General features: G+C 72.0%; 21 protein-coding genes and 1 riboswitch. Of the genes, 14 read left to right on the top strand and 7 right to left on the bottom strand.

The window, feature by feature from the left end:
• Window positions 1–2 precede the first annotated feature (2 nt).
• Window positions 3–1,700, top strand: a complete 1,698-nt coding sequence (locus ACFRU2_RS09395) for a flavin monoamine oxidase family protein (protein WP_382969805.1) — start codon at window positions 3–5, stop codon at window positions 1,698–1,700.
• A 148-nt stretch (window positions 1,701–1,848) separates the two neighbouring features.
• Here ACFRU2_RS09395 and ACFRU2_RS09390 read toward each other — a convergent pair whose 3' ends face one another.
• The 4 genes from ACFRU2_RS09390 to ACFRU2_RS09375 form a co-directional block, all read right to left on the bottom strand.
• A complete protein-coding gene (locus ACFRU2_RS09390; RefSeq protein WP_382969802.1) occupies window positions 1,849–2,637 on the bottom strand; it encodes an alpha/beta fold hydrolase in 789 nt (262 codons plus the stop codon).
• 54 nt (window positions 2,638–2,691) lie between these two features.
• Window positions 2,692–3,333 (bottom strand): DUF5995 family protein, encoded by a 642-nt coding sequence (locus tag ACFRU2_RS09385; protein ID WP_382970805.1) that lies wholly within the window; start codon window positions 3,331–3,333, stop codon window positions 2,692–2,694.
• An 85-nt stretch (window positions 3,334–3,418) separates the two neighbouring features.
• The gene (locus ACFRU2_RS09380) at window positions 3,419–4,822 is read right to left on the bottom strand and encodes a uracil-xanthine permease family protein (RefSeq protein WP_382969800.1); all 1,404 of its coding nucleotides are present in this window, start codon (window positions 4,820–4,822) and stop codon (window positions 3,419–3,421) included.
• A gap of 81 nt (window positions 4,823–4,903) precedes the next feature.
• Window positions 4,904–6,121, bottom strand: coding sequence for an MFS transporter (locus tag ACFRU2_RS09375; RefSeq protein ID WP_382969798.1), 1,218 nt, complete (start codon window positions 6,119–6,121; stop codon window positions 4,904–4,906).
• Window positions 6,122–6,175: 54 nt separating this feature from the next.
• Between ACFRU2_RS09375 and ACFRU2_RS09370 the strand changes: the two genes are divergently transcribed.
• Entirely contained in the window at window positions 6,176–7,369 is a 1,194-nt protein-coding gene (locus ACFRU2_RS09370; RefSeq protein ID WP_382969795.1) for an ROK family transcriptional regulator, read from the top strand.
• Window positions 7,370–7,563: 194 nt separating this feature from the next.
• Here the strand turns inward: ACFRU2_RS09370 and ACFRU2_RS09365 are convergent, their stop codons facing one another.
• Complete coding sequence (locus ACFRU2_RS09365; RefSeq protein ID WP_382969792.1) at window positions 7,564–9,945, bottom strand: chitinase C-terminal domain-containing protein; 2,382 nt, start codon at window positions 9,943–9,945, stop codon at window positions 7,564–7,566.
• A gap of 353 nt (window positions 9,946–10,298) precedes the next feature.
• Window positions 10,299–10,429: riboswitch (FMN riboswitch) on the top strand.
• A 151-nt stretch (window positions 10,430–10,580) separates the two neighbouring features.
• Here ACFRU2_RS09365 and ribD point away from each other — a divergent pair.
• From ribD to ACFRU2_RS09310, 11 genes are all read left to right on the top strand, one after another.
• On the top strand, window positions 10,581–11,738 hold the full coding sequence (gene ribD, locus ACFRU2_RS09360; protein ID WP_382969790.1) for a bifunctional diaminohydroxyphosphoribosylaminopyrimidine deaminase/5-amino-6-(5-phosphoribosylamino)uracil reductase RibD: 1,158 nt from the start codon (window positions 10,581–10,583) through the stop codon (window positions 11,736–11,738).
• Entirely contained in the window at window positions 11,739–12,362 is a 624-nt protein-coding gene (locus ACFRU2_RS09355; protein WP_382969787.1) for a riboflavin synthase, read from the top strand.
• A complete protein-coding gene (locus ACFRU2_RS09350; RefSeq protein WP_382969785.1) occupies window positions 12,359–13,015 on the top strand; it encodes a nicotinamide riboside transporter PnuC in 657 nt (218 codons plus the stop codon). The genes ACFRU2_RS09355 and ACFRU2_RS09350 overlap by 4 nt, the downstream gene beginning before the upstream one ends.
• Window positions 13,012–14,310 (top strand): bifunctional 3,4-dihydroxy-2-butanone-4-phosphate synthase/GTP cyclohydrolase II, encoded by a 1,299-nt coding sequence (locus ACFRU2_RS09345; RefSeq protein ID WP_382969781.1) that lies wholly within the window; start codon window positions 13,012–13,014, stop codon window positions 14,308–14,310. Before ACFRU2_RS09350 ends, ACFRU2_RS09345 begins: the two co-directional genes overlap by 4 nt.
• Window positions 14,311–14,406: 96 nt before the next feature.
• Entirely contained in the window at window positions 14,407–14,904 is a 498-nt protein-coding gene (gene ribH / locus ACFRU2_RS09340; RefSeq protein WP_250741527.1) for a 6,7-dimethyl-8-ribityllumazine synthase, read from the top strand.
• A gap of 46 nt (window positions 14,905–14,950) precedes the next feature.
• Window positions 14,951–15,232: a phosphoribosyl-ATP diphosphatase gene (locus tag ACFRU2_RS09335; RefSeq protein ID WP_250741528.1), complete on the top strand. Its 282-nt coding sequence runs from the start codon at window positions 14,951–14,953 to the stop codon at window positions 15,230–15,232.
• Window positions 15,233–15,351: 119 nt separating this feature from the next.
• Complete coding sequence (gene hisG, locus ACFRU2_RS09330) at window positions 15,352–16,200, top strand: ATP phosphoribosyltransferase (protein WP_250741529.1); 849 nt, start codon at window positions 15,352–15,354, stop codon at window positions 16,198–16,200.
• An 82-nt stretch (window positions 16,201–16,282) separates the two neighbouring features.
• Window positions 16,283–16,747, top strand: a complete 465-nt coding sequence (locus ACFRU2_RS09325) for a PH domain-containing protein (RefSeq protein WP_382969776.1) — start codon at window positions 16,283–16,285, stop codon at window positions 16,745–16,747.
• Between the two features lie 200 nt (window positions 16,748–16,947).
• On the top strand, window positions 16,948–18,372 hold the full coding sequence (locus tag ACFRU2_RS09320; RefSeq protein WP_382969773.1) for a hemolysin family protein: 1,425 nt from the start codon (window positions 16,948–16,950) through the stop codon (window positions 18,370–18,372).
• On the top strand, window positions 18,369–19,448 hold the full coding sequence (locus tag ACFRU2_RS09315; RefSeq protein ID WP_382969770.1) for a hemolysin family protein: 1,080 nt from the start codon (window positions 18,369–18,371) through the stop codon (window positions 19,446–19,448). The genes ACFRU2_RS09320 and ACFRU2_RS09315 overlap by 4 nt, the downstream gene beginning before the upstream one ends.
• Window positions 19,449–19,543: 95 nt before the next feature.
• Window positions 19,544–19,978 (top strand): hypothetical protein, encoded by a 435-nt coding sequence (locus ACFRU2_RS09310; protein WP_382969768.1) that lies wholly within the window; start codon window positions 19,544–19,546, stop codon window positions 19,976–19,978.
• 16 nt (window positions 19,979–19,994) lie between these two features.
• Here ACFRU2_RS09310 and ACFRU2_RS09305 read toward each other — a convergent pair whose 3' ends face one another.
• Window positions 19,995–21,947 carry an AAA family ATPase gene (locus tag ACFRU2_RS09305; RefSeq protein WP_382969765.1) on the bottom strand — a complete coding sequence of 651 codons (1,953 nt, stop codon included), beginning with the start codon at window positions 21,945–21,947 and terminating at the stop codon, window positions 19,995–19,997.
• Window positions 21,948–22,348: 401 nt separating this feature from the next.
• Window positions 22,349–22,984 carry a uridine kinase gene (locus ACFRU2_RS09300; protein ID WP_382969763.1) on the bottom strand — a complete coding sequence of 212 codons (636 nt, stop codon included), beginning with the start codon at window positions 22,982–22,984 and terminating at the stop codon, window positions 22,349–22,351.
• A gap of 363 nt (window positions 22,985–23,347) precedes the next feature.
• Here ACFRU2_RS09300 and ACFRU2_RS09295 point away from each other — a divergent pair, with 363 nt between their 5' ends.
• Window positions 23,348–24,727: a peptidase C39 family protein gene (locus ACFRU2_RS09295; RefSeq protein ID WP_382969761.1), complete on the top strand. Its 1,380-nt coding sequence runs from the start codon at window positions 23,348–23,350 to the stop codon at window positions 24,725–24,727.
• Window positions 24,728–24,793 lie beyond the last annotated feature (66 nt).

The raw sequence follows: 24,793 nt of genomic DNA, 5'->3' as shown, positions 1-24,793 counted from the left end.
CCATGACGTCCACGGTGCCCACCACCGCCGTCCCGCACAGCGACGGTCAGATGCCGATCACGATGTTCGGCCCGGACTTCCCCTACGCGTACGACGACTTCCTGGCCCACCCGGCGGGCCTCGGCCAGATACCGGCGACCGAGCACGGCACCGAGGTCGCCGTCATCGGCGGCGGGCTGTCCGGCATCATCTCCGCGTACGAGCTGATGAAGATGGGCCTCAAGCCCGTCGTCTACGAGGCCGACCAGATCGGCGGCCGGCTGCGCACGGTGGGCTTCGAGGGCGCGGGCACCGAGGAGCTGACCGCGGAGATGGGCGCCATGCGCTTCCCGCCGTCCTCCACGGCCCTCCAGCACTACATCGACCTCGTCGGCCTGGTCACCGAGCCCTTCCCGAACCCGCTCGCCGAGGCCACCCCCTCGACGGTGGTCGACCTCAAGGGCGAGACCCACTACGCCGAGACCATCGCCGACCTCCCGCAGGTCTACCGCGACGTGTCCGCCGCGTGGAACGCCTGCCTGGACGAGGGCGCCGACTTCTCCGACATGAACACCGCTATGCGCGAGCGGGACGTTCCGCGCATCCGGGAGATCTGGGCGAAGCTCGTCGAGAAGCTCGACGACGAGACCTTCTACGGGTTCCTCTGCAAGTCCGAGGCCTTCAAGTCCTTCCGCAAGCGCGAGATCTTCGGCCAGGTCGGCTTCGGCACGGGCGGCTGGGACACCGACTTCCCGAACTCGATCCTCGAGATCCTGCGCGTCGTCTACACCGAGGCCGACGACCACCACCGCGGCATCGTGGGCGGCTCACAGCAGCTCCCGCTGCGCATGTGGGACCGCGAGCCGGAGAAGATCGTGCACTGGGCCCAGGGCACCTCCCTCTCCTCCCTGCACGGGGGCGCCCCGCGTCCGGCGGTCACCCGCCTGCACCGCACGGCGGGCAACCGCATCACGGTCACGGACTCCACCGGCGACATCCGCACGTACCGCGCCGCGATCTTCACGGCCCAGTCCTGGATGCTGCTCTCGAAGATCGCGTGCGACGACACGCTCTTCCCGATCGACCACTGGACGGCGATCGAGCGCACTCACTACATGGAGTCCTCGAAGCTCTTCATCCCGGTGGACCGCCCCTTCTGGCTGGACAAGGACGAGGAGACGGGCCGCGACGTCATGTCGATGACCCTCACGGACCGCATGACCCGCGGCACGTACCTCCTGGACAACGGCCCCGACAAGCCGGCCGTCATCTGCCTCTCCTACACCTGGTGCGACGACAGCCTGAAGTGGCTGCCGCTGTCCGCGAACGAGCGGATGGAGGTCATGCTGAAGTCCCTCGGCGAGATCTACCCCAAGGTCGACATCCGCCGCCACATCATCGGCAACCCGGTGACCGTGTCCTGGGAGAACGAGCCCTACTTCATGGGCGCGTTCAAGGCCAACCTGCCGGGCCACTACCGCTACCAGCGCCGCCTGTTCACCCACTTCATGCAGGACCGCCTCCCCGAGGACAAGCGCGGCATCTTCCTCGCGGGCGATGACATCTCCTGGACGGCGGGCTGGGCGGAGGGCGCGGTCCAGACGGCCCTCAACGCCGTCTGGGGCGTCATGCACCACCTCGGCGGCTCCACGGACTCCACCAACCCCGGCCCGGGCGACGTCTACGACGAGATAGCCCCGGTCGAACTCCCGGAGGACTGACCCTCCCGGCCCCGTGACCCGGGCCGCCCCCGTGCGCGCGAGCACGGGGGCGGCCCGTCCTCATGCCCGGGGCCCCGCCGCCCGGTCCGCCCGGGTCAGCAGCGGAGGGCTCACCGCGCCGGGCCTGTCCCACTCCGCGTCGCCGCGCTCACGCGTGGGCGCGGCAGAACGTGCGGACGGCGTGGTTGAACGGCTCCGGTGTCTCGAGGTTGCTGACGTGCCCCGCGCCGGGGAGCACCACGAGCTCGGCGTCCGGGATCGCGTCCTCGAACGCATGGGCGACGCTCAAGGGCGACCGCACGTCGAGCTCCCCCCAGAGGAGCAGGGTCGGCACCGCGATCGTGGGCAGCAGGTCGCGCTGGTCGGCCTCGGCCATCATGAACAGCTCCGCTCCCATGGTCTCCGGCCGCACCTCGCCCGCCATGGTGTCGAGCAAGGGCACGAACGCGGCGGGAGGGTCACCGGCGAACAGCCCCGGCAGTGTCGGATCGAACTGCTCCCGGGGCGCCGCGAGCATCCGCTCGGCCCCCTCGACCCGGGCCGCCACCTCCTCCGGCGGCAGCGAGCCCTTCCACCCCGCGTACGTGTCGACCAGGAGCAGGGTCCTGACCAGCTCCGGACGGTGGCGGTACAGCTCCAGTACGACCGTTCCGCCCCAGGAGAGCCCGGCCACGTGGGCCGTGCCGAGCCGCAGTGCCTCGATCACGGCGGCGAGGCAGTGCGCGAAGTCCCTCAGGCCGAAGCCCGCCGGCAGATCGGAGGAACGCCCCGTGCCCGGCTCGTCCCAGGCCACCACGGTGAACTCGTCGTCCAGGTCCGCCAGCTGCGGCTGCCACATGCGGCCGTCCAGGCCTGCTCCGTGCACGAGGACCAGGGGAGGGCCGTGCCCCGTGCGCGTGTAGGCGACCTCGACCCCGCCGGCCTGCACCGTTGCCATGCCACCAGGCTAGGCCGTCCCTTTCGGATGTGCCCGGCCCGCGCCGCCCGGGCTTCAGCCCGTCGGAGTCAGCAGGCAGCGGCCGACCAGGCCGACGCCCGCGTCGAGGGACTCGGTGAACTCCTCCGCCAGGTCGGGGGAGCGGCGCAGCGACCAGAGCAGGCGGGCCGACGCCCAGGCCCCCGCGCGGGCCCGGTCCAGGCTCCAGGCGCCCAGCAGGTGCGTCAGCGGGTCCGCGATCTCCAGCAGGTCCGGGCCCGGCATCAGATCCTCCCGGATGTGCTCCTCCAGGGAGACCAGGGTGTCTCCGACCCGGTCGAAGTCCGCCTCGAGCGCGGCCGGTTCGCAGTCGAGCGAGCGGCAGGTGGCGACCACCGCCAGGGCCAGGTCGTGGCCGATGTGCGCGTTGATCCCGGCCAGCGCGTGCTGGAGCGGCCGGATCCCGGGGTGGCGGCGGTACTGGAGGAGCGGCCGCCAGCACGCCGGGGCCCGGTCGGCCTCCACCGCGGTCAGGTAGCGCTCGGCGAAGCGGACGCTGAGCGCCTCCGCCCGGCGGGGCGAGGGGAACGCGCCGTGCGCGATCCCCTCGTGCAGGGTCTGCGTCACCGTGAGGTACACCCGGTTGAAGACGGCGACGCCGTCCCGCTCGGGGAGCCGCTCGTCCAGGGCGCGCATCCGCGCCAGCACCGATTCCATGGGGACCATGGGACGCAGCGTCGCAGCCGCGGGCCGGGATCAGGGGAACTTGGCCGTACGCTTCCCCGGTTCGGGCGAAACTCCGTCAACCCCGCTTGTCCCCGGGCTCCCCGGCGGCCGTTTCGTCGTACGCGGACGTGCCCGAGTCCAGCAGCGGTTCCTGCTGCTTCAGGTGCGCCGGCGCGAAGTACCGCAGGGCGTGGTAGCCCGTGATCACGACGATCGTGCCGAGCGCGATCCCGCCGAGCTCGAAGCTGTCGGTGATGTTCAGCTTGACCCCGCCGACGCCGATGATGATGCCCGCCGCGGCCGGCACCAGGTTCAGCGGATTGCGCAGGTCCACCCGGCCGCTGATCCAGATCTGCGCGCCGAGCAGGCCGATCATGCCGTACAGGATCACGGTGATCCCGCCCAGCACCCCGCCGGGGATCGCGGCGACGACCGCGCCGAACTTCGGGCACAGGCCGAAGAGGAGGGCGAAGCCGGCCGCAGCCCAGTAGGCCGCCGTGGAGTAGACGCGGGTGGCGGCCATGACGCCGATGTTCTCGGAGTAGGTGGTGTTCGGCGGGCCGCCCACCGCCGTGGACAGCATCGACGCGGCGCCGTCGGCCGCGATGGCCGTGCCCAGCTTGTCGTCGAGCGGGTCGCCCGTCATCTCGCCGACGGCCTTGATGTGTCCGGCGTTCTCCGCGATCAGCGCGATGACCACCGGCAGCGCGATCAGGATCGCCGACCATTCGAACTGCGGCGCGTGGAAGGTCGGCAGCCCGATCCAGTCGGCCTTGGCGACCCCCGACAGGTCGAGCCGCCAGTGGTCCACGGCCTCGGGGCCGCCCATCGTCGAGTGGATCTTGCCGAAGACGAGGTCGAAGACCCAGGAGATGCCGTACCCGAAGATCAGGCCGAGGAAGATCGCGATCCGCGACCAGAAGCCCCGCAGGCAGACCACGGCCAGCCCGGTGAACAGCATCGTCAGCAGGGCCGTCCACTGGTCCTGCGGCCAGTACGTGGACGCCGTCACCGGCGCCAGGTTGAAGCCGATCAGCATCACGACCGCGCCCGTCACCACCGGCGGCATCGCCGCGTGGATGATCCGGGCCCCGAACCGCTGGACCGCCAGTCCCGCCAGGAACAGCGCCGCACCGACGACGAAGACCGCGCCCGTGACCGTCGCGCTGTCCCCGCCGCTCGCCCGGATCGCCGCCGCGACCCCCACAAAGGAGAGCGAGCAGCCCAGATAGGAGGGCACCCGTCCGCGGGTCGCCAGCAGGAAGATGACGGTGGCGACGCCCGACATCATGATGGCGAGGTTCGGGTCCAGCCCCATCAGGACCGGGGCCACGAAGCTCGCCCCGAACATCGCCACGACGTGCTGGGCACCCAGCCCGGCGGTCCGCGGCCACGACAGCCGCTCGTCCGGCCGCACCACCGCGCCGGGGGCGGGGGTCCGCCCGTCTCCGTGCAGGGTCCAGCGCACGCCGAGGCCCATGTTCCACCGCTTTTCGTTCGTTCTGCGTCGTTCGTCGGAAGCGTGGCCACGCTACGAGGTCGTAGGTGACCAGGCGATATATTACGGCCGGATAGGGGCAGGTTCGTCCCGGTTGGTGGCCGGGACCCCGGCCGTCACCGGCCGCTGCCGCAGTACGGTCGCCCCCGCGATCAGCGCGAACGACAGCAGCGTGACCAGCCCGAACGACACCACCAGCGAGGTCGCGTCGGCCACCGCTCCGATCGCCGAGGGAGCGACCAGCCCGGAGGTGTACGTGATCGTCGCGACACCGGCGATGGCCTGCGCCGGGGCCGGCCCGCTGCGCGCGGCCGCCGCGAAGGCCAGCGGGACCACCACCGCGATGCCGAGCCCGATCAGCCCGAACCCGGCCAGGGCCGCGGCCGGATGGTGGACCAGGACCACGAGCAGCCCGCCCGCCGTGGCCAGTGCGCCGCCCGCGCGGACCGTGCGCACGGCCCCGAACCGGTCCACGACCTTGTCCCCGGCCAGCCGGGCGAGCGCCATCGTCAGCGCGAAGGCCGTGGTCGAGGCGGCGGCGAGACCGGCGTCCGTGTCCAGCACGTCCCGCAGGTACACCGCGGACCAGTCCAGGCTCGCACCCTCCGCGAACACCGCGCAGAAGCCGATCGCGCCGATGAACAGGGCGGACTTCGGCGGCAGCGCGAAGTGCGGCGGAGCCTCCTCCCCGCCGGTGTCGGTCCGCAGGTCCAGGACGCGCCGTACGACGAACAGCGCGACCAGCGTCAGGGTGAGCGCGGCCACCAGGTGGTGCAGTCGGGCGTCGACGCCGGAGTGCGCGGCGAGCGTGCCGGCGGCCGAGCCGATGAGGGCGCCCACGCTCCACATGCCGTGCAGGGAGGACATGATCGAGCGCCCGAGCCGGTTCTCGGTCTCCACGCCCAGAGCGTTCATCGCCACGTCCGACATGCCGGCGGTGGCTCCGTAGACGAAGAGCACGAAGCAGAGCGTCCACAGGTTCGGGGCCAGGCTCGGCAGGACGAGGGCGAGCGTCCAGAGGGACAGCAGCATCCGCAGGGCGGTGCGTGCGCCGAACCGGTGGTTGATGCGGCCGGCCAGCGGCATCGTGAAGGCCGCGCCGAGCGCGGGGAAGGCGAGGGCCAGGCCCAGGGCTCCCGCGCTGAGCTGCGCGTGGTCCTGGATCCAGGGGATGCGGGTCGCGAAGGAGCCGGTGACGGCGCCGTGCGCGCAGAAGGCGCCGGCGATGGCGAAGCGGGCATGGCGCAGTCGCGCCGGGCTGAGGTCGGTTTCCCCGGTCATGACTCGTAAACTATCAGGGACCCTGCCTGATAGTTAGCCCCCGGAACTCCTAGGATGGGCGTCGTGACCCTTGCCAAGGCCCTGACCGCCACCGCCACCGCCGCCACCGCCCGCGCCGCGTCCTCCGCTCCGTCCCCCGCCTCGCCGAGCACGGCCCGGGCCATCAACGACCGGCTCGCCCTCGAACTCCTCCAGGAGGAGGGACCCCTGACGGCGCCCCAGCTCAAGGAGCTGACCGGCCTGTCCCGGCCCTCCGTGGCCGACCTGGTGGAACGGCTCACCGGCGCCGGACTGATCGAGGTCGTCGGGGAATCCGGCGAACAGCGGCGCGGACCCAACGCCAAGCTCTACGGGATCGTCGCGCGGCGGGCGTACCTCGCCGCGCTCGACGTCCGGACGGACAGCGCCACGGCGGTCGTCGCCGACCTCCTCGGCCGGCCGCTGGCCCAGGCGGCCCTGCCGGTGGACGCGGTGGAGGAAGCGGTGGACCGGCTGGAGGAGCTCGTCCGGGAAGCGGGCGCCGACCGGCTCCACACGGTGGTGATCGGAGCGCCGGGGCTGGTGGCCCCGGGCACCGGGGAGCTCCGCGACACCGCCGGCCTGCCCGCCTGGCACCGGGACCTGGTGGCTGCCGTACAGCGGCGGCTGCCCGCGGTGGTCGTGGTGGAGAACGAGACCAACCTGGCCGCCCTGGCCGAACAGCGGGTCGGCGCGGCCCGGGACCTGGACTCCTTCGTGCTGCTCTGGCTCGGCGAAGGGGTCGGCGCCGCCGTGGTCCTGGACGGGCGGCTGCGCCGGGGTGCCTCCGGCGGAGCGGGCGAGATCGGCTTCCTGCCGGTGCCCGGGACGGGCGGCCTCCCGTCGGCCACGAACTGCGACGGCGGCTTCCACCAGCTCACCGGGCGGTCCGCGGTGGCCGCGCTCGCCCGGTCCCACGGCTACGACGGGCCGGTCGAGGAGGCCGTCGCGGGCGCGGCCGGGCCGGAGTTCCTCGACGCCCTGGCCGAGCGCCTCGCCCTCGGGGCGGCGGCCGTCGCGGCGATCCTGGACCCGGGCTGCGTCGTGCTCGGCGGGGAACTCGGCTGCGCGGGAGGCCCCGCCCTGGCGGCCCGGGTCGCCCGCCGCCTCACCACCCTGAGCCCCGTCCCGACCGAGGTCCGCGCCGGGGCCCTTGGCGGCGCGGCGGTGCTCACGGGCGCGCGGCTCGCCGCCCGCGAGTCGGCCCAGGCGGTCCTCTTCACGGCCTGACCCGGGACGGCCGGCCGCCCTCGGCCGGCTCCGCGCGGAAGTCGGCGGTACCCGGCAAGATCACCGGATCGTCCGGGGAACGGGAACGGGAACGGGAACGGGAACGGGAACGGGAACGGGAACGCGAGGACCCGGTGGCCGCCGGGCCACCGGGTCCTCACGTTCCTTCACCTACGCGGTCACCGCGCGGGCTGTCAGCAGGCGCCCTGGTCCTTCCAGACGCCCCACTCGCCCGTGGTGCCGGGCGTCTCGTTCTGCGTCCACCACTGGGCCTTCCAGTTGCGGCCCTGGTGCGAGACGACGTTGCCGCTGTTGTAGATCGTGCCCGCCACGTACGCCGGGTTGGTGCACGTGCCGCCCGGAGGGGTCGTGGGCGGGGTGGTCGGCGGCGTGGTCGGGGGAGTCGTCGGCGGGGTGGTCGGCGGCGTCGTCGGCGGGGTGGTGGGCGGCGTGGTGCTGCCCGGCTGGACCACCGTCGTGCCGCGCGCCAGGTCACCGGCGAGCGCGTACGTGGTGCCGGAGATGTTCACCGTCCAGTTGGAGGGCGTCGAGACCGGCAGGTAGTAGTTGAAGGCCAGGTCGACCGAGGCGCCCGGGGCGAGCGTCTGCCACGCCGGGAGCTTCAGCGAGACCCGGTGGAAGTCGCCCTTCAGACCGCCGACGTTGCTGCCGGTGTGGTCGCTCTTGATCACCTTGGTGCCGAAGCCCGACTGGTCGGAGGCGTTGGCCGGAGCCGCCGTCGAGTAGTCGAACTGGAACTCCGTGCCGCCCGGAAGCGTCGCGTTCGTGTTGTTGGTGATCTTGAGCTTCGGGGTGATCGGGTAGTTGGAGTCGCCGAGCTTGAACTCGTTGAACTCCGTCTTGATGTCCACGGCCTGGGTCGGCAGCGCGGTGTTGGACTTCTTGGCGCCGTACGGGGTGGCCGCCTTGAACTTGTCGTACATCACGGAGGTCAGCGTGTCGCCGATCTCGTACTGGCCCTTCGCGGCGTTCCAGCCGTAGTCGCCGGCCATCTCCCAGACCATGGTGCCGCCGATGCCGCGGTTGACCACGTAGTCGGCCTTGGCCGCCACCGACTGCTCGTCCTCCGTGGAGAGGAAGACCTTCTTCTGCGCGTTCCACAGCCACGGGGCGACCAGGTTCGCGTCGTACTTGCGGACGTAGGTGCCGGTCAGCGTGGTGTTCGCCGGGAAGCCGTACTTGGTGACGTAGTCGCCGACGATCCCCTTCTCGAGGTTCTTGGCGTGCCACATCGGGTTGGAACCGGCGGGGGACTCGACCCCGTTGGTGTCCTTGTCGTGCCACAGGTTGTCGATGCCGACCGCGCCGTCACCGCACTTGGTCAGACCCGCGCCGGCCGGGCAGGTGGTCGCGGCCGCCTTGCCCCACAGGCCGTCGGTGCCGCCCTGGACGTTCTTGAAGCCGCGGGTGTAGTAGGGCAGGCCGATGTTGATGCGGCCGGCCGGCATGGAGCCGCGGAAGTAGTGGTAGGCCCAGTCGGTGTTGAGGTAACCGATGCCTCCGTACTGCGAGCTGCCGTAGACGTTGGCGGACGCCAGCTCGGCGTCCTTGCCGTCGTCGAAGAGCGAGGCGTTGGGGCCGACGTACTCGTTCCAGGCGCCGTGCAGGTCGTAGGACATGATGTTGACGTAGTCCAGATACTTCTGCATCTGGAAGGTCTCCATGCCGCGCAGCAGGTAGCCGGAGGAGGGGGCGGCGACGGTCAGCAGGTAGTGCTTGCCGTCGGCGGCGCCGGCCTTGTCGAGCTTCTCGCGCAGGGACTTCATCAGGACGTCGTAGCCCTGGACCAGTCCGGCCCGGCGGGCGTTGGACAGCTGCCAGTCCAGCGGGTTGCCCGCGTCCTTCATCGTGGTCGGGTACTCGTAGTCGATGTCGACGCCGTTGAACCCGTACTTGCGGATGAACTCGACCGAGGAGTCCGCGAAGGTGTTGATGCCGGCCGTGTTGACCGAGCCGTCGGCGTTGGTGGCCATCGAGTAGAAGCCGCCCGACGCGACGCGGTTGCCGTCGTCGCCGAAGTAGCCGCCGGTCTCCGCCCAGCCGCCGACCGAGATCAGCGTCTTGACGTTCGGGTACTGCTTCTTGAATTTGTTCAGGAGATTGAAGTTGCCCTTGTAAGGGAGGGCGGGGTCCATCTCGGCACCCGCGACGCCCGGCCAGGTCATCCCGGTGGCGGAGTTGTTCGCGTTGTCCGAGCCGACCGAGATCTTGTTGTTGCCGTCGACGTGGGCGAAGGCGTAGTTCAGGTGGGTGACCTTGGACCACGGGATGTTGTTGGGCAGGTAGGCGGGCGTGCCGTCCTTGCCCGTGCGCCAGCCCGTGAAGTAGCCGATGACGCGGCGCTGGTGGTCGGCGCCCATCTTCTCGCGGCCCTCGGTGTCGTAGACCGAGCAGTACGGGACGTCGACGCCCGCGGTCTTGTACAGACCGTCGGGGCGACAGGACTCGTTGTCGGCGGCGTGCGAGACGCCCGCCGAGAGCCCCGCGACCAACAGCCCGGCGATTGCGGCGCCGGACGTCAGGAGCATGGCCCTCGTCTTGGTGGGGGACAGCATTGTGCCTCCTGGGGAGGGGAGGATGGCAGGACACAACAGGCTGAAACGTGGTGCGTGTTGGCCCGTGACGTGCGCACATCTGACGGGCTGTCTCCCGGGGAAGATGAAGGGAACGTTAAGAGGACTAGACCAACCCGTCAATAGGTCTGGACCAAAGTGCGCGTTCCGGCAAGGCTCGGCGCGCGTTCCGTCAGGGCTCGCACCCCTCCGTAGCCGCGACTGTGCATAGAGGAGCGAATCGGCCGAACGGCGCAATCGGCGCGCTCGAGAGTGACCGGATGTGTGACCCAGGCCACATTGACTCACCTGTATGGCCGCCGATCACCGTGGCACACTGGCTTCAGTACCAGTAGCAGCGCACTCCGGGGTCGGTGTAATTCCGAACCGGCGGTTATAGTCCGCGACCCGTCCGCAGCCAGCGGCCGGTTGACCAGGTGAAATTCCTGGACCGACGGTTAAAGTCCGGATGGGAGGCAGTGCGCGGCGGGCCAGTCACCGGTACGCCGCCGTCGGCGGTCCACGGGCACATCCTTCGGGACGTGCCGTCCAGCGGACCGTTTTTCCGGCTTCGGCGTCCCCGCGTGTGCTACCCGCTTCATCTGTCGTATCCCGACAGGCCCCGGAGTCCGTGCCCGATGAGGCAGGAGGACCCGGTGGCGACACACGCCGCGCACGCAGCACCCGACGCGGGCACCCGCGCCATGCGCCGAGCCATCGAGCTCGCCGCCCGCGGACTCGGCTCCACCAGCCCCAACCCCGTCGTCGGCTGCGTCATCACCGACGCCTCGGGCGCCATCGTGGGCGAAGGCTGGCACGAGCGGGCCGGCGGCCCGCACGCCGAGATCCACGCCCTGAACGCGGCAGGCGCGGCAGCCCGTGGCGGCACCGCCTACGTCACCCTCGAACCCTGCAACCACACCGGCCGTACGGGACCCTGCGCGCAGGCACTCATCGCCGCCGGGATCACCCGCGTGGTCTACGCGGTCTCCGACCCGAACCCGCAGGCCAGCGGCGGCGGCGCCACCCTGCGCGCCGCCGGGATCGACACCGCGGCCGGACTGCTCTGCGAGGAGGCCGAGGCGGGCAAAGCCGCCTGGCTGACCTCCGTGCGCCTGGGCCGCCCGTACATCCTGTGGAAGTACGCCGCGACCCTCGACGGCCGCATCGCGGCCGCCGACGGCACCAGCCGCTGGATCAGCTCCCCCGAGTCCCGCGCCGACGTCCACCGGCTGCGCGCCGAGTCCGACGCCGTCGTCGTCGGATCCGGCACCCTGCGCGCCGACGACCCGCACCTCGCCGTACGCGGGATCGACGGCTTCACCGCCGCCGACCAGCCGCTGCGCGTGGTCCTGGACACCCACGCCACGATCCGGCCCACCGCCCGGGTCCTGGACGAGGCCGCGCCCACCCTGATCGCCGTCGCCGAGGATGCCGACACCCGCCACCTCGCCGGAGTGGAGCTGGCCCGGCTCCCGTACGACAAGTACGGGATCTCCGTGGACGCCCTGCTGCGCGAGCTGTACGGACGCGGCATCCGCTCCGTCCTCCTCGAGGGCGGCCCCACCCTGGCCGGCGCCTTCGTCGCCGCCGGGGCCGTCGACAAGGTCGTCGGCTACCTCGCCCCCGTCCTCCTCGGCGCGGGCCCCCTCGCCCTCGCCGACGCCGGCATCGGCACCCTCGCCGATGCGCTCCGCCTCCGGATCACCGAAACCGTCCGCATCGGCACGGACATCCGCGTCACCGCCGTCCCCGCGTCGGCCCCCACCGCCCCCACAGCCCTCAAGGAGCACTGAGTGTTCACCGGAATCGTCGAAGAACTGGGCGAGGTCGTCGCCGTCGAGGAGCTCGCCGAAGCCTCCCGCTTCCGCCTGCGCGGCCCGGTCGTCACCGACGACGCCAAGCACGGCGACTCCATCGCCGTGAACGGCGTCTGCCTGACGGTCGTGGAGACCGGTGACGGCGAGTTCACCGCCGACGTCATGCAGGAGACCCTGAACCGCTCCAGCCTCGGCGCCCTCACCCAGGGCTCCCGGGTCAACCTGGAGCGCCCGATGGCGCTCGGCGGACGGCTCGGCGGCCACCTGGTCCAGGGGCACGTGGACGGAACCGGCGAGATCCTCTCGCGGACCCCCTCCGAGCACTGGGAGATCGTCAAGGTCGCCCTCCCGGCGAACCTCTCCCGCTACGTGGTCGAGAAGGGCTCCATCACGGTCGACGGCGTCAGCCTCACCGTGGTCGAGGCCGCCGCCGACTGGTTCACCATCAGCCTCATCCCCACCACCCTCGCGCTGACCACCCTGGGCATCAAGAAGCCCGGCGACCCGGTCAACCTCGAGGTCGACGTCCTGGCGAAGTACGTGGAGCGGCTGCTGGCCGCCGGCGTCGACCCGCTGCACCCTCAGGAGACGGCCCAGTGAGCGCCCTGACCTGGCTCAACACCGAGGCCTTCGAGGTCTTCGGCCAGAAGGTCATCTGGTCCGACATGATCGGCAACCTGATCGGCCTGGGCGCCCTCGCGCTCGGCTGGCGGCGCTCCATATGGACCTGGCCCGCCCAGCTCCTCTCCGGCCTGATCCTCGTCGGCGCCTACGCCTCCGCCCACCTCGCGGGCGGGGTCGGCAAGCAGCTCCTCGTCATCGGCGTGGCCGTGTGGGGCTGGCGCGCCTGGCAGCGCGGCAAGCAGGACGCCCAGGACGGCTCCATCGCCGTCCGCACCGCCTCCTGGAAGGAGCGCGGGCTCCTGCTGGCCGGCGCGGCCGCCGGGACCCTGGCCGTCGGCGGACTGTTCACCCTCTACCCGAGCCTGTCGTGGAGCCCGTGGGCCGACGCCTACATCTTCGTCGGCACCATCGTCGCGATGGTCGCCCAGGCCCGCGGCCTGGTCGAGTTCTGGTTCGCCTGGCTCCTCGTCGACCTGGTCGGCGTCCCCCTCGCCTTCAACAGCGGACTGGCCTTCTCCGGCCTCGTCTACGTCGTGTACTTCGCCCTCGTCGTCTGGGGCGCCTACGACTGGTACCAGCGTTCGCGCACCACCACCACCGCCCCGGCTCTGGAAGGAGCAACGGCATGACCCCGAACCCTGTCCTGAAGCCCGTGCCCGACGTCGAGCTGGAGACGTTCCGCCTCGACCCCGTCGAGCAGGCCATCCGCGACATCGCGGCCGGCCGTCCCGTGGTCGTCGTCGACGACGAGGACCGCGAGAACGAGGGCGACCTCGTCATCGCGGCCGAGAAGGCCACCCCCGAGATCATCGCGTTCATGATGAGCGAGTGCCGCGGCCTGATCTGCGCCCCGATGGAGGGCGACGAGCTGGAGCGCCTCGAACTCCCGCAGATGGTCCAGCACAACACCGAGTCGATGCAGACCGCCTTCACCGTGTCGGTCGACGCGAGCGGCGCCCACGGCGTCACCACCGGCATCTCCGCCGCCGACCGCGCCACCACCCTGCGGCTGCTGGCCGACGGGGTCTCGGGCCCCGCCGACTTCGTCCGCCCCGGGCACATCTTCCCGCTGCGCGCCAAGCCCGGCGGCGTCCTGGTCCGCAACGGCCACACCGAGGCCGCGGTCGACCTCGCCCGCCTCGCGGGCCTGCGCCCCGCCGGCGCCATCGTGGAGATCGCCGGCGAGGACGGGGTGATGCTGCGACTGCCCGAGCTGATCCCCTTCGCCCGCAAGCACGGCCTGACGATCATCTCCATCGAGGACCTGATCGCCTACCGCCGCTCCGCCGAGCCGACCGTGCGCCGCGAGGCCCAGGTCAGCCTGCCGACCTCCTTCGGCCACTTCACCGCGTACGGGTTCCGCTCCACCGTCGACGGCGTCGAGCACGTCGCCCTCGTCCACGGCGAGATCGGCGACGGCGAGGACGTCCTGGTCCGCATGCACTCCGAATGCCTGACCGGGGACATCTTCCAGTCGCAGCGCTGCGACTGCGGCCCCCAGCTGCACACCGCCATGGAGCGGGTCCAGGCCGCCGGCCGCGGTGTGATCGTCTACCTGCGCGGTCATGAAGGCCGCGGCATCGGTCTGCTGTCCAAGCTGCGCGCGTACGAGCTCCAGGAGCGCGGCCGCGACACCCTCGACGCCAACCTCGAACTGGGTCTGCCGGCCGACGCCCGCGACTACGGGGCCGGCGCCCAGATGCTCGCCGACCTCGGCGTCCACAGCGTCCGGCTGCTGACCAACAACCCCGAGAAGGCGGAAGCCCTCATCAGCCACGGCATCAAGGTTTCCGACCGGGAGCCGATGCCCATGGAGGCGGGCGAGCACAACCTGCGCTACCTCCGCACCAAGCGGGACCGGATGGGCCACGACCTGCCCTGGCTCGAAGGGGCAGTGACCACGTCCGCCTGCGGCAACCAGTAGCCGGTAGCCGGTGAACCAGTAGCACCACCCCCAAGCACCACCCCACACCACACGACATCACCCCACACCACACGAATCGCACCGAGGAGCAGAGCTGTGAGCGGCAAGGGCGCACCCGAACTGAGCGTGAAGAACTGCGGAGACCTGCGTGTCGCAGTGATCGCGGCCCAGTGGCACGAGAAGGTCATGGACGGCCTGGTGGACGGCGCCCTGCGGGCCCTGCACGAGCTGGGGATCGACGAGCCCACCCTGCTGCGCGTCCCGGGCAGCTTCGAGCTCCCGGTCGTGGCGAAGGTACTGGCAGGTCGCGGTTACGATGCCATCGTCGCCCTCGGCGTGGTCATCCGCGGCGGCACCCCGCACTTCGACTACGTCTGCCAGGGCGTCACCCAGGGCCTGGTACAGGTGTCGATCGACACCGGAGTCCCCGTCGGCTTCGGCGTACTGACCTGCGACAACGACGAGCAGGCGCTGGACCGCGCCGGGCTCGAGGGGTCGAACGAGGACAAGGGGCACGAAGCGGTCACCGCCGCCGTCTCCACCGCCATGACCCTGCGGACCGTCAGCGAACCCTGGCGCCAGTCCAAGGGGTGAACCCAGGCGCTGGGGCACCGGGGTGAGCCCGTACCCTAGGGACATCATGGCGAACACACCCTCCAAGAGTTTCGAAGAGCTCTTCACCGAGCTCCAGCTCAAGGCCGCCAACGGCGACCCCAGCACCTCCCGCACCGCCGAGCTGGTCGGCAAGGGCGTCCATGCCATCGGCAAGAAGGTCGTCGAGGAGGCCGCCGAGGTCTGGATGGCCGCCGAGTACGAGAGCAAGGAAGCCGCCGCCGAGGAAATCTCCCAGCTGCTCTACCACGTCCAGGTGATGATGGTGGCGCGCGGGATCTCCCTCGACGACGTCTACGCGCACCTCTAGGCCGCGGTCCTCGGACCCCAGCAGTTCCGCGCGGGCCCCGGCACACACTGCCGGGGCGTCCGCGCGCCCGGTACCCGTACCAGCACACCCTTTCGCACCTACGCACCAAAGGAAGCCCCATGCTGCGCATCGCCGTCCCCAACAAGGGTTCACTCTCCGGACCGGCGTCGGCGATGCTCCATGAGGCCGGCTACCGGATGCGCAAGGAGTCCAAGGAGCTCGTGGTCGTCGACCCCGAGAACGAGGTGGAGTTCTTCTACCTCCGCCCCAAGGACATCGCGATCTACGTGTCCTCCGGCAAGCTCGACATCGGCATCACCGGCCGCGACCTGCTGCTCGACTCCGGCGCCAGCGCCGAGGAGATCCTGCCGCTGAACTTCGGCCGCTCCACCTTCCGCTACGCCACCATCCCCGGCACCGCGAAGGGCCCCGAGGACTTCCACGGGATGACCATCGCGACCTCGTACGAGGGAATCGTCGCGAAGCACCTCGCCGACAAGGGCATCGAAGCCTCCGTCGTCCACCTCGACGGTGCGGTCGAGACCGCCATCCAACTCGGCGTCGCCCAGATCATCGCCGACGTCGTCGAGACCGGCACCAGCCTGCGCAACGCCGGCCTGGAGGTCATCGGCGAGCCGATCATGACCTCCGAGGCCGTCGTCATCCGCGGCAACGGCACCGACCCCGAGGACCCCCGGGCCCAGCAGTTCCTGCGCCGCCTCCAGGGCGTCCTGGTCGCCCGCAGCTACGTGATGATGGACTACGACTGCCGCGCCGAGCACCTGGAGCGCGCGGTCGCCCTCACCCCGGGCCTGGAGTCGCCGACCGTCTCCCCGCTGCACAACGAGGGCTGGGTCGCCGTCCGCGCCATGGTCCCCGCCAAGGAGGCCCAGCGGATCATGGACGACCTGTACGAGCTCGGCGCGCGCGCGATCCTCACCACCTCGATCCACGCCTGCCGCCTCTGACGCGTACGACGGCACCCCGCCGCACGCGCATCCCTCACCATCGGGCTCACCACCCGGCACCACCCGAAGGCACCTGACGAACATGGCCGACGCCACCGCCCAGCCCGCACCGCCCGCCCTGCCGGTCACCTTCCGGCCGACCCGTACCCGGGCCGTCCTGATGGGCGCGGGCGCCGCCATGTTCCTCACCATCACGACGATCGCCGTGATGCTGGAGCGCCTGCAGCCGGGCGAGCGGATCAGCTTCGTCTTCGTCGCCGTCCTGCTCTCCTCGGTCCTCGTCCTGCTCAGCCGCCCCAAGGTGGTCGCCGACGAGACCGGGGTCACGGTCGTCAACCTCACCACCACCCGCCGCCTGGAGTGGGCGCAGATCGTGCGCGTCAACCTCCGCCCCGGCGACGCCTGGGTGTTCCTCGACCTGAGCGACGGCACCAGCCTGCCCGCCCTGGGCATCCAGCCCGGGGTCGCCAAGGCCCAGGCGATCGGCGACGCGCGCGCCCTGCGCGCCCTGGCCGAAGCCCGCGGAACCGGCTCAAAGAACGACTGAGCCCGTCCGACCTCGTCGCTGCGTCCCATTGCGGCGGCGATCTCAATGACTAACCTGGTGTGGGGGCGCGACCGTGCGCCCTCCCACCGGCCCCGGGACCCCGAGGCCCGTGGGCACCTGCGACTCGAGGAGTGACTCCCTCCAGCAATGGACGGATCGTCCGGTAGTACACGCGCCGCCCTCCCCACGGAGGCGGCGGCATGACCATCCCGCTACTTCTGCTCGTGGCGGCATTCGCCCTGATCCTCGCCAACGGTTTCTTCGTGGCAGCCGAATTCGGCCTCGTCACCGTCGAGAGACCCGAGGCCGAACGCGCCGCGGCCGAGGGCGACCGCCGTGCCCGCACGGTCGTCGCAGCCCTGAGGGAGCTGTCCTTCCAGCTCTCCGGCACCCAGCTCGGCATCACCATCACCTCCCTCGTGGTCGGCATGCTCGCCGAGCCCGCCCTCGCCGCCCTGCTGGCCGGGCCGATCGAAGCGACCGGCCTCCCCAAGGGCGCCGTACCCGGCGTGGCGGTCGTCATCGGCATGCTGCTCGCCTCCGCCGTCCAGATGGTCGTCGGCGAGCTCGTCCCGAAGAACTGGGCCGTCTCCCGGCCGCTCCAGGTGGCCCGCTTCGTGGCCGGCCCGCAGCACGTCTTCTCCCGGGTCTTCCGGCCCGTCATCGCGGGCCTCAACGCCGTCGCCAACCGGCTCGTCCGGGCGCTCGGCGTGGAGCCCACCGAAGAGATGGCCTCCGCCCGCACCCCCGGCGAACTGGTCTCCCTGGTCCGCCATTCGGCCCAGGCCGGAGCCCTGGAACAGGACACCGCCGACCTCTTCGTACGAACCCTGTCCCTGGGCGAGCTCACGGCGCAGCTGGTCATGACCCCCCGGGTCAAGGTCAGCGCCCTCCAGCACACGGCCACCGCGGCCGACGTGCTCAACCTCACCCGCGCCACGGGCCTGTCCCGCTTCCCCGTCTACCGCGAGCGCATCGACGAGATCACCGGGGTCGTCCACCTCAAGGACGCCCTCGCCGTGCCCGAGTCCGAGCGCGCCCGCACCAGCGTCAGCGGGATCTGCGTGGCCCCCCTGCTGGTCCCCGGCTCCCTGCCGGTCCAGCCGCTGCTGGAACGGCTGCGCAGCGAACAGCCCATGGCGGTGGTCGTCGACGAGTACGGCGGCACCGCCGGCGTCGTCACCCTGGAGGACATCGTGGAGGAGCTCGTCGGCGAAGTCCGCGACGAGCACGACCTCGCGGAGGACGGCAGCCCCGAACTGGCCGCCGTACCCGCCGAGGACGGCCGCCCCTCCTGGGAGGCCGACGGCAGCTGCCGCGTGCAGACCCTGCGCCGGATAGGCCTGGAGGTCCCCGAAGGACCGTACGAGACCGTCGCCGGCCTCGTCGCCGACCTGCTCGGCCGGATCCCCGCCCCCGGGGACCGCGCCGAACTCCCCGGCTGGAAGCTCTCCGTGCGCCAGGTCCGCCGCTACCGCGCCGAGCGCGTCCGCCTCGTGCGCACCGCTCCCGCGGGCCCCGGCACACCGGGCTCCGACGGGCAGGGCTTCTACGGGCAGGGCTCCTACGGGTTGGGCCCGGACGCCGCCGCCCCCGCCGAGCTGGCGCAGGTGGGTGGCCGGTGAACGCGCTCCAACTGCTGTTCGCCCTGCTCCTCGTCCTGGCCAACGGCTTCTTCGTCGGCGCCGAGTTCGCCCTCGTCTCCGTCCGCCGCAGCCAGATCGAACCCCTGGCCGCCGATTCCAAGCGGGCCCGCCAGGTGCTCCACGGCCTGGAGAACCTGCCGCGCATGATGGCCGCCGCACAGTTCGGCATCACCATGTGCTCGCTCACCCTCGGCGCCGTGGCCGAACCCACCGTGGCCCGGCTCCTGGAGCCCCTCTTCCACGCCGCCCACGTGCCCGAGGGGCTGATCCATCCGCTGGGCTACGCGGTGGCCCTCACCGCGGTGATCTTCCTCCACCTGGTCATCGGCGAGATGGTCCCCAAGAACCTCGCCATGGCCGCCCCCGAGAAGACGGCCCTGTGGTTCAGCCCCGGACTGGTCGCCTTCGCACGGATCTGCGGACCGGTCACCACGGCCCTCGGCGCCTGCGCCACGCTGATCCTGCGGCTCTTCAAGGTGGAGCCCAAGGACGAGGTCGAGGCCGTCTACACCTCCGCCCAGCTCGGCCGCCTGCTCAAGGACTCCCGGCAGGCCGGCCTGCTGGAGCCGGTCGAACAGGAGCGCCTGGAGGACGCGCTGGAACTGGGCAGCCGCCCGGTCACCGACGTCCTCCTCGCCCCGGACCGGCTGGTCACGGTCGGACCGGCCGTCACCCCGCGCCAGATCGAGCAGCTGACGGTCCGCACCGGATACTCCCGGTTCCCCGTCCGCGCCGACAGCGGTGCCTTCATGGGCTACCTGCACGTGAAGGACGTCCTGGACCTGGAAGACCGGGAACGGGCCGTGCCCCAGCGGGTCTGGCGCCGGATGACCACGGTCTGCTCCACCCTCCCGCTGGACGACGCCCTGACGGTGATGCGCCGCGACGCGACGCACCTGGCGCAGGTCGCCGACCCCTCGGGCAGGGTCCTCGGCCTGGTCGCCATGGAGGACGTACTGGAAACGCTGGTGGGCGAGGTGCGCGACCCCGCGCACCGCACGGCACCGCACGCCCGCACGTCCGAACTCCGCTCGGAGGGGGCGCTCACCGGCTGACGCCCGCTGCCGGACCCGTCGCGCGACGGGTCCGGCCACGGCGTCGGGCCGCCATACTCGTGAGGAGGCGGCGGGAGCGGCGCGAGGGGGCGTTCATGCGATCCGGTGAACACGACGACGGGGACCCGGACTTCCGGGACACGGCCCGCGAGGCGCTGGAGCTGTTGCGGGAGGACCCCGACGCACCCTCCCCGGTGGCGCGCCGGCTGCGCGAGGTGCTCCTCGACGGGCTGCCGGCCGAACGGGTCGGCGCCGTCGCCGCCTTCGAGCGCGAACCCCACGCACCGGCCGCGGCCCTGGCCCTCGAATCCGTCGTGAGGGAACGCGCGGCGGCGGACCCGGAGTTCGCGGACCGGGTCCGGGCGCTGCTGCAGGGCAGGCTGGGCGACGGCGGGGCGGACGAGCGGTGGGCCGAGCAGTACGGCGGACGGCCCCTCTGGGCGGGCTGGTTCCTGATCGCCGCGGCCGTCGCCTTCCTGGTCCTCTCCGCCTTCGCGGCCTGCTCCGGCCCGCCGCCGGAGATCCCCTAGATTCCCCGGGCCGTCCTCACAGCGGCGGGGGCTCCGGGCGCTCCTGCGGTCCGCGGCCCGACAGGACCTCCCCGTACGCCTGCATCAGGTCCGCCAGCCGCAGGGTGGACAGATCCTCCCGGGACGGATCACCGGCGAAGCCCGAGAGCCGCAGGTCCCGGTACGCGCAGCTCTTCTCGTACAGCGTGCGCAGGAACCGCCCGTTGCCCAGCTCGTCGATCCACCCCTGCTCCACCACGTGCCCGCTGATGCTCCGCAGCTCCTCCAGCGCCTCCTCGTCCCACCGGTCGCCGTTGGCGTCCGCCAGCACCCCGCCGATCGACGTGAGTTCCAGCGGCCGGTAGCTGGGGAAGTCCACCCGTGTGGTGAACCGCGAGGACAGCCCCGGATTCGTGGCGAGCAGCCGGTCCATCCCCGCCGGATAGCCCGCGAGGATCACCACCAGGTGGTCGCGGTTGTCCTCCGCCCGCTTCAGGAGCACCTGCAGGGCCTCGTCGCCGTACGCGTCGCCCTTGCTGTAGCCGGAGTTGGAGAGGCTGTACGCCTCGTCCACGAACAACACCCCGCCGATCGCCGAGTCGATCAGCTCGTTCGCCTTCACCGCGGTCTGCCCGAGGAACTCGCCGACCAGGTCGGCGCGCCCGGCCTCCACGAGATGGTCGCCTCCGAGCAGGCCCAGCGCGTAGAAGACCCGGCCCAGGATCCGCGCCACCGTGGTCTTCCCCGTGCCCGACGGCCCGGAGAAGACGAAGTGCCGTTTCGGCGGCTGCACCGGCAGCCCCTGTCCCGTCCGCAGCCTGGCCATGTGCAGCTGCGCGGAGAGCGCCTTCACCTGCCGTTTGACCGGCTCCAGGCCCACCATCCGCTCCAGCTCCGCCAGCGCCTCGGCCAGCGCCGCCGGATCCGCCGGCCCGGCCGGCAGGTCCACCGGCCCCGGCTGTGCGGGCAGCGAGGCCTTGTGCCGCACCCCGGCCGGCAGACCCGACCCGGGCCCCGGCGCCCCCGGGCCGTGCCGCGGTTCCGGAGGGTCGGCCGCCGTCAGCGGGTCCGGATCCGGCTGCCCGTCGGCGGCGATCCCCTGGACCGGACCGCCGCCGCCCAGCGCCACCGCCGCGAAGTCACCGCCCGACGGGGCCGGTCCGTGCCCGCCGAAGGCCTCGTAGCCCGCGCCGCTCGCGTACCCGGCCAGGCCGTCGGCGTCCTCGCTGTCCTCGATCGCCGTCAGCCGGGCCGCCGTGTCCATGAACGCCGGGTCCACCCGGTGCACCGCCCGGTACAGCGGCAGGGCCGCCGCGCTGCGCCCGGTCCCCTCGTGCGCCCGCGCCAGCCAGTACCGCAGCTCCTTGCGCTGGGGCTGCTCGCTGCGGCAGCGCATCAACGAGGCCGCCAGCAGCGGCTCGGCCTGCCCGTACATCTCCAGCCGGACCCGGGCCATCCCGCCGAACAGGCCCGCCTCGATGCCCAGGAGCGGATCGTCGACCAGTGATTCGGTGGAGCGCACCAACTGCTCCCAGTCCTTGACCAAGTACGCCCGGCAGGCGTGCAGGAAGCGCACCTGGGGGTCGGTGTCCACGGGCGGCAGGGCCGCCAGCGCCTGGTCCAGCTCGGGGACGTGGCGCCCGTCCAGCCAGTGCGAGGCGTGCGCCAGCAACAGGTCCCGCCGGGTCTCCAGTACCGGCTGCACCCACCAGCCCAGCCAGTACCAGGAGTTCAGCGTCCGCCGGTGGCGGGCCCGCTGCTCCCCGAACCGGTCCCGGTGGGCGTACATGCGCAATAACGCGTTGGTGGTGTCGACGCGGAGCGCGTGCAGGCCCAGCCAGGCATCGGCCATCCCGGGATCGAGTCGTACGGCCGCCCGGAACTCTTCCTCGGCCTGCGGGTAGGCGCCCATCGTGCAGGCGTCCACTCCTCGCAGCCAGGCGAGTTCGGCCGGGGCGTGCGCGCTGCTTCCGTGCGCGGCGAAGTCCATCACATCCCCCACAAGCCTGCCCCCGTGGTGCCCAGCAACCCCCGCGATGCATCCGCGAGTTGTTCCTGCGCCGATGAAATCAGGGGTGCATCGTACCTGCGGTTACGCACCTTACGTAGGGTGCGTCGAAGACCTGCCGGGCGCGGATCCGGACGGTCCACGGTGACGCAGGGTGAGAAAACGGCCGGGATGTGCCCCGTGCGACGCCGTGACGGAGGAGTGCCGGACGGGGATGCGCGGGGGGTTGGGGGACAGAACGAAGCCCCCGATCACGGGGGAACAATCGGGGGCTTCGTGTCCGCGGCGGCCGGTGAGGGCCGCTTCTTCAGAACGTAAGGCCGTCCCGGCCCCCGGGTCAAGCGGCCGGGAGGCACCCGCGGAGAGGGCCTTTCCCCCGCCCTTCAGGCCTGGGGGGTCTCGTCACCCTCCGTCACGCCGACGCCGGTTCCCGCCGCCCCGGCCGCCCCGGAAGTCCACTCGTATCCCGTACTGCTCTGCCGCACCAGGGTGTCGGCGAAGGGGCGCGAAGGATCATCCGAGAAGTGCGCGAGCTCCGCGCGCTCCCATCCGTCCCAGAAGTCGGAAAGTTCGCGCCCGTCCCGGTTGCGCCCGCGCCCCCAGGACTTCGCACGCGGAGTCTCCATCCACAGCAGCCGCGCCAGGTACGGGCGCAGGGCGCGCCGCCCGGCACCAACCCCCTCGACGAGCAGCACCGGACCGGGCTCCAGCACCCGCTCCGGCCCGAACCGCCGCTCGACCCAGTCGTACGGGGCCCAGTGCGCGGCCCGCCCCGCGGCGAGCGGCTCCAGCACCTGCGCGCGCAGCCGCCCGACCCACTCGAACAGCTCCTCGTGACTGGCCACGTCGTCCAGATGCAGGACGGGAGCCCCGCCCAGGGCCTCGGCGAGCACCCCGGCGAAGGTGCTCTTCCCGGACCCGGCGTGCCCGTCGATCCCGACGAGGCGGACGGGCCCGAGGGCGGGCGGCAGGGCGAGGATCTCGCTCACGAGGGGCTGAAGCGGCGACTGATGTTCCACGCCCCCACCGTATGACCTCCGCCCCCGCGCGCGGGCCCGGCCCTGCGGGGCGGAGTCCCCTACCCGTCCTTCGCCCGTTCCCCGGGCTCCGCCCGGACCCGGTCCTCAAACGCCGGACGGGCTGGGTTTTCCGGCTGCGCCGGAAAATTCAGCCTCGCCGGCGTTTGAGGCGCGGGGTCTGGGGCGGAGCCCCAGGGAACGGTGGAAGGGCGGGTAGGGGACAGCCCCGCAGGGTCCGCCCCGGGGAGCGGGGCCCGCGCCCCGTCACCCCGACACGGCGCCCCGGCTTCACGGCCCCGCACGCGGGAACTGGAAGGGTGGGCGGGAGCCGACCCGCCGCACCGACCCCTGGGGGCCACGCCGATGACCGCACCCACACCCCGCCGCGCCCTCCTGGCGGTAGCCCTGGCGGCAGCCACCGCCGCCGCCGTCCCCGGCGGCCGAGCCTCCGCCGCGGGGCCGAAGCCCGCCACCGGCGGCCCGGGGCAGGCCACCGCCGGAGCCACCCGTAAGACGGTGGACAACCGGTTCTGGTACTCGTACGCCCACTGGACCGCCGGCCAGCACCAGGGCACCACCGCCATCGGCGGCGCCCGTCCCGGCCTGGAGATCAAGACCCCGACGGGCCGCACCGAGTACACGGACCCGCACACCGCCAAGAAGAGCACCTGGGAGTACGCCACCTGGACCTCCCCGGTCCACACCTCGACCGTCCCCGCCACGGAGGCCATCGCCTCCTGGAACGCCCGCACCCCGGCCGGCACCTGGATCCAGGCCGAACTGCGCGGCACCTACACCGACGGCGCCGCCACCCCCTGGTACGTGATGGGCCGCTGGGCCTCCGGCGACGGGGACATCCGGCGCACCTCCGTGGACGGGCAGACCGACGGCAAGTCCACCGTCTGGACCGACACCCTGGCCGTGGACGCCCCCGCGAGCGGGCTGCGGATCAAGGACTGGCGGCTGCGCCTGACCCTGTACCGCAAGCCCGGTGCCAGCCGCGGTCCCACGGTGTGGCTGGCCGGCGCCATGGCCTCGGACGTCCCGGACCGGTTCACCGTCCCGGCCTCCACCACCGCCGGCGGGGCCCACGAGCTGAAGGTGCCGCGGTACTCGCAGGAGACGCACGCGGGCCAGTACCCCGAGTACGACAACGGCGGCGAGGCCTGGTGCAGCCCCACCTCCTCGCAGATGATCATCGAGTTCTGGGGCCGCAGGGCCAGCGCCTCCTCCGTGGCCTGGGTGAAGAAAGACTACGCGGACCCTCAGGTCTGCCACGCCGCCCGCTCCACCTACGACGCCGCGTACAAGGGCTGCGGAAACTGGCCCTTCAACGCCGCCTACGCCGCCACCTACCGGCAGATGGCCGGCGTCGTCACCCGCCTCGGCTCCCTCGCAGACCTGGAGACCCTGGTGCGGGCCGGAGTCCCGGTCATCACCTCGCAGTCCTTCACGGCCGAGGAACTCACGGGCGCGGGCTACGGCACGGCCGGCCATCTGATGACCGTCATCGGCTTCACCGCCTCGGGCGACGTGATCGCCAACGACCCGAACTCGGCCGACAACACGGCCGTGCGCCGCGTCTACGCACGCCGTCAGTTTGAAAACAACTGGCTCCGGACCAAGCGCCACAACGCGGCCGGCAAGGTCGTCTCCGGCACCGGAGGCGTCTGCTACCTCTACGGTCCGATCCGGCCGAACCCGGCCCAGGTCCTCGCGCTGCGGGCGGTCGGCGTGCTCTGAGATTTTCGCGTTGACCCGAATGGCATGTAAGTGGAATATAAAGGGCAAAAGGGCAAAAGGAGCTTC

The sequence above is a fragment of the Streptomyces sp. NPDC056883 genome (assembly GCF_042788835.1).
Lineage (GTDB): Bacteria > Actinomycetota > Actinomycetes > Streptomycetales > Streptomycetaceae > Streptomyces > Streptomyces stoeckheimensis.
This window is presented reverse-complemented; position numbering and strand designations above follow the sequence as displayed.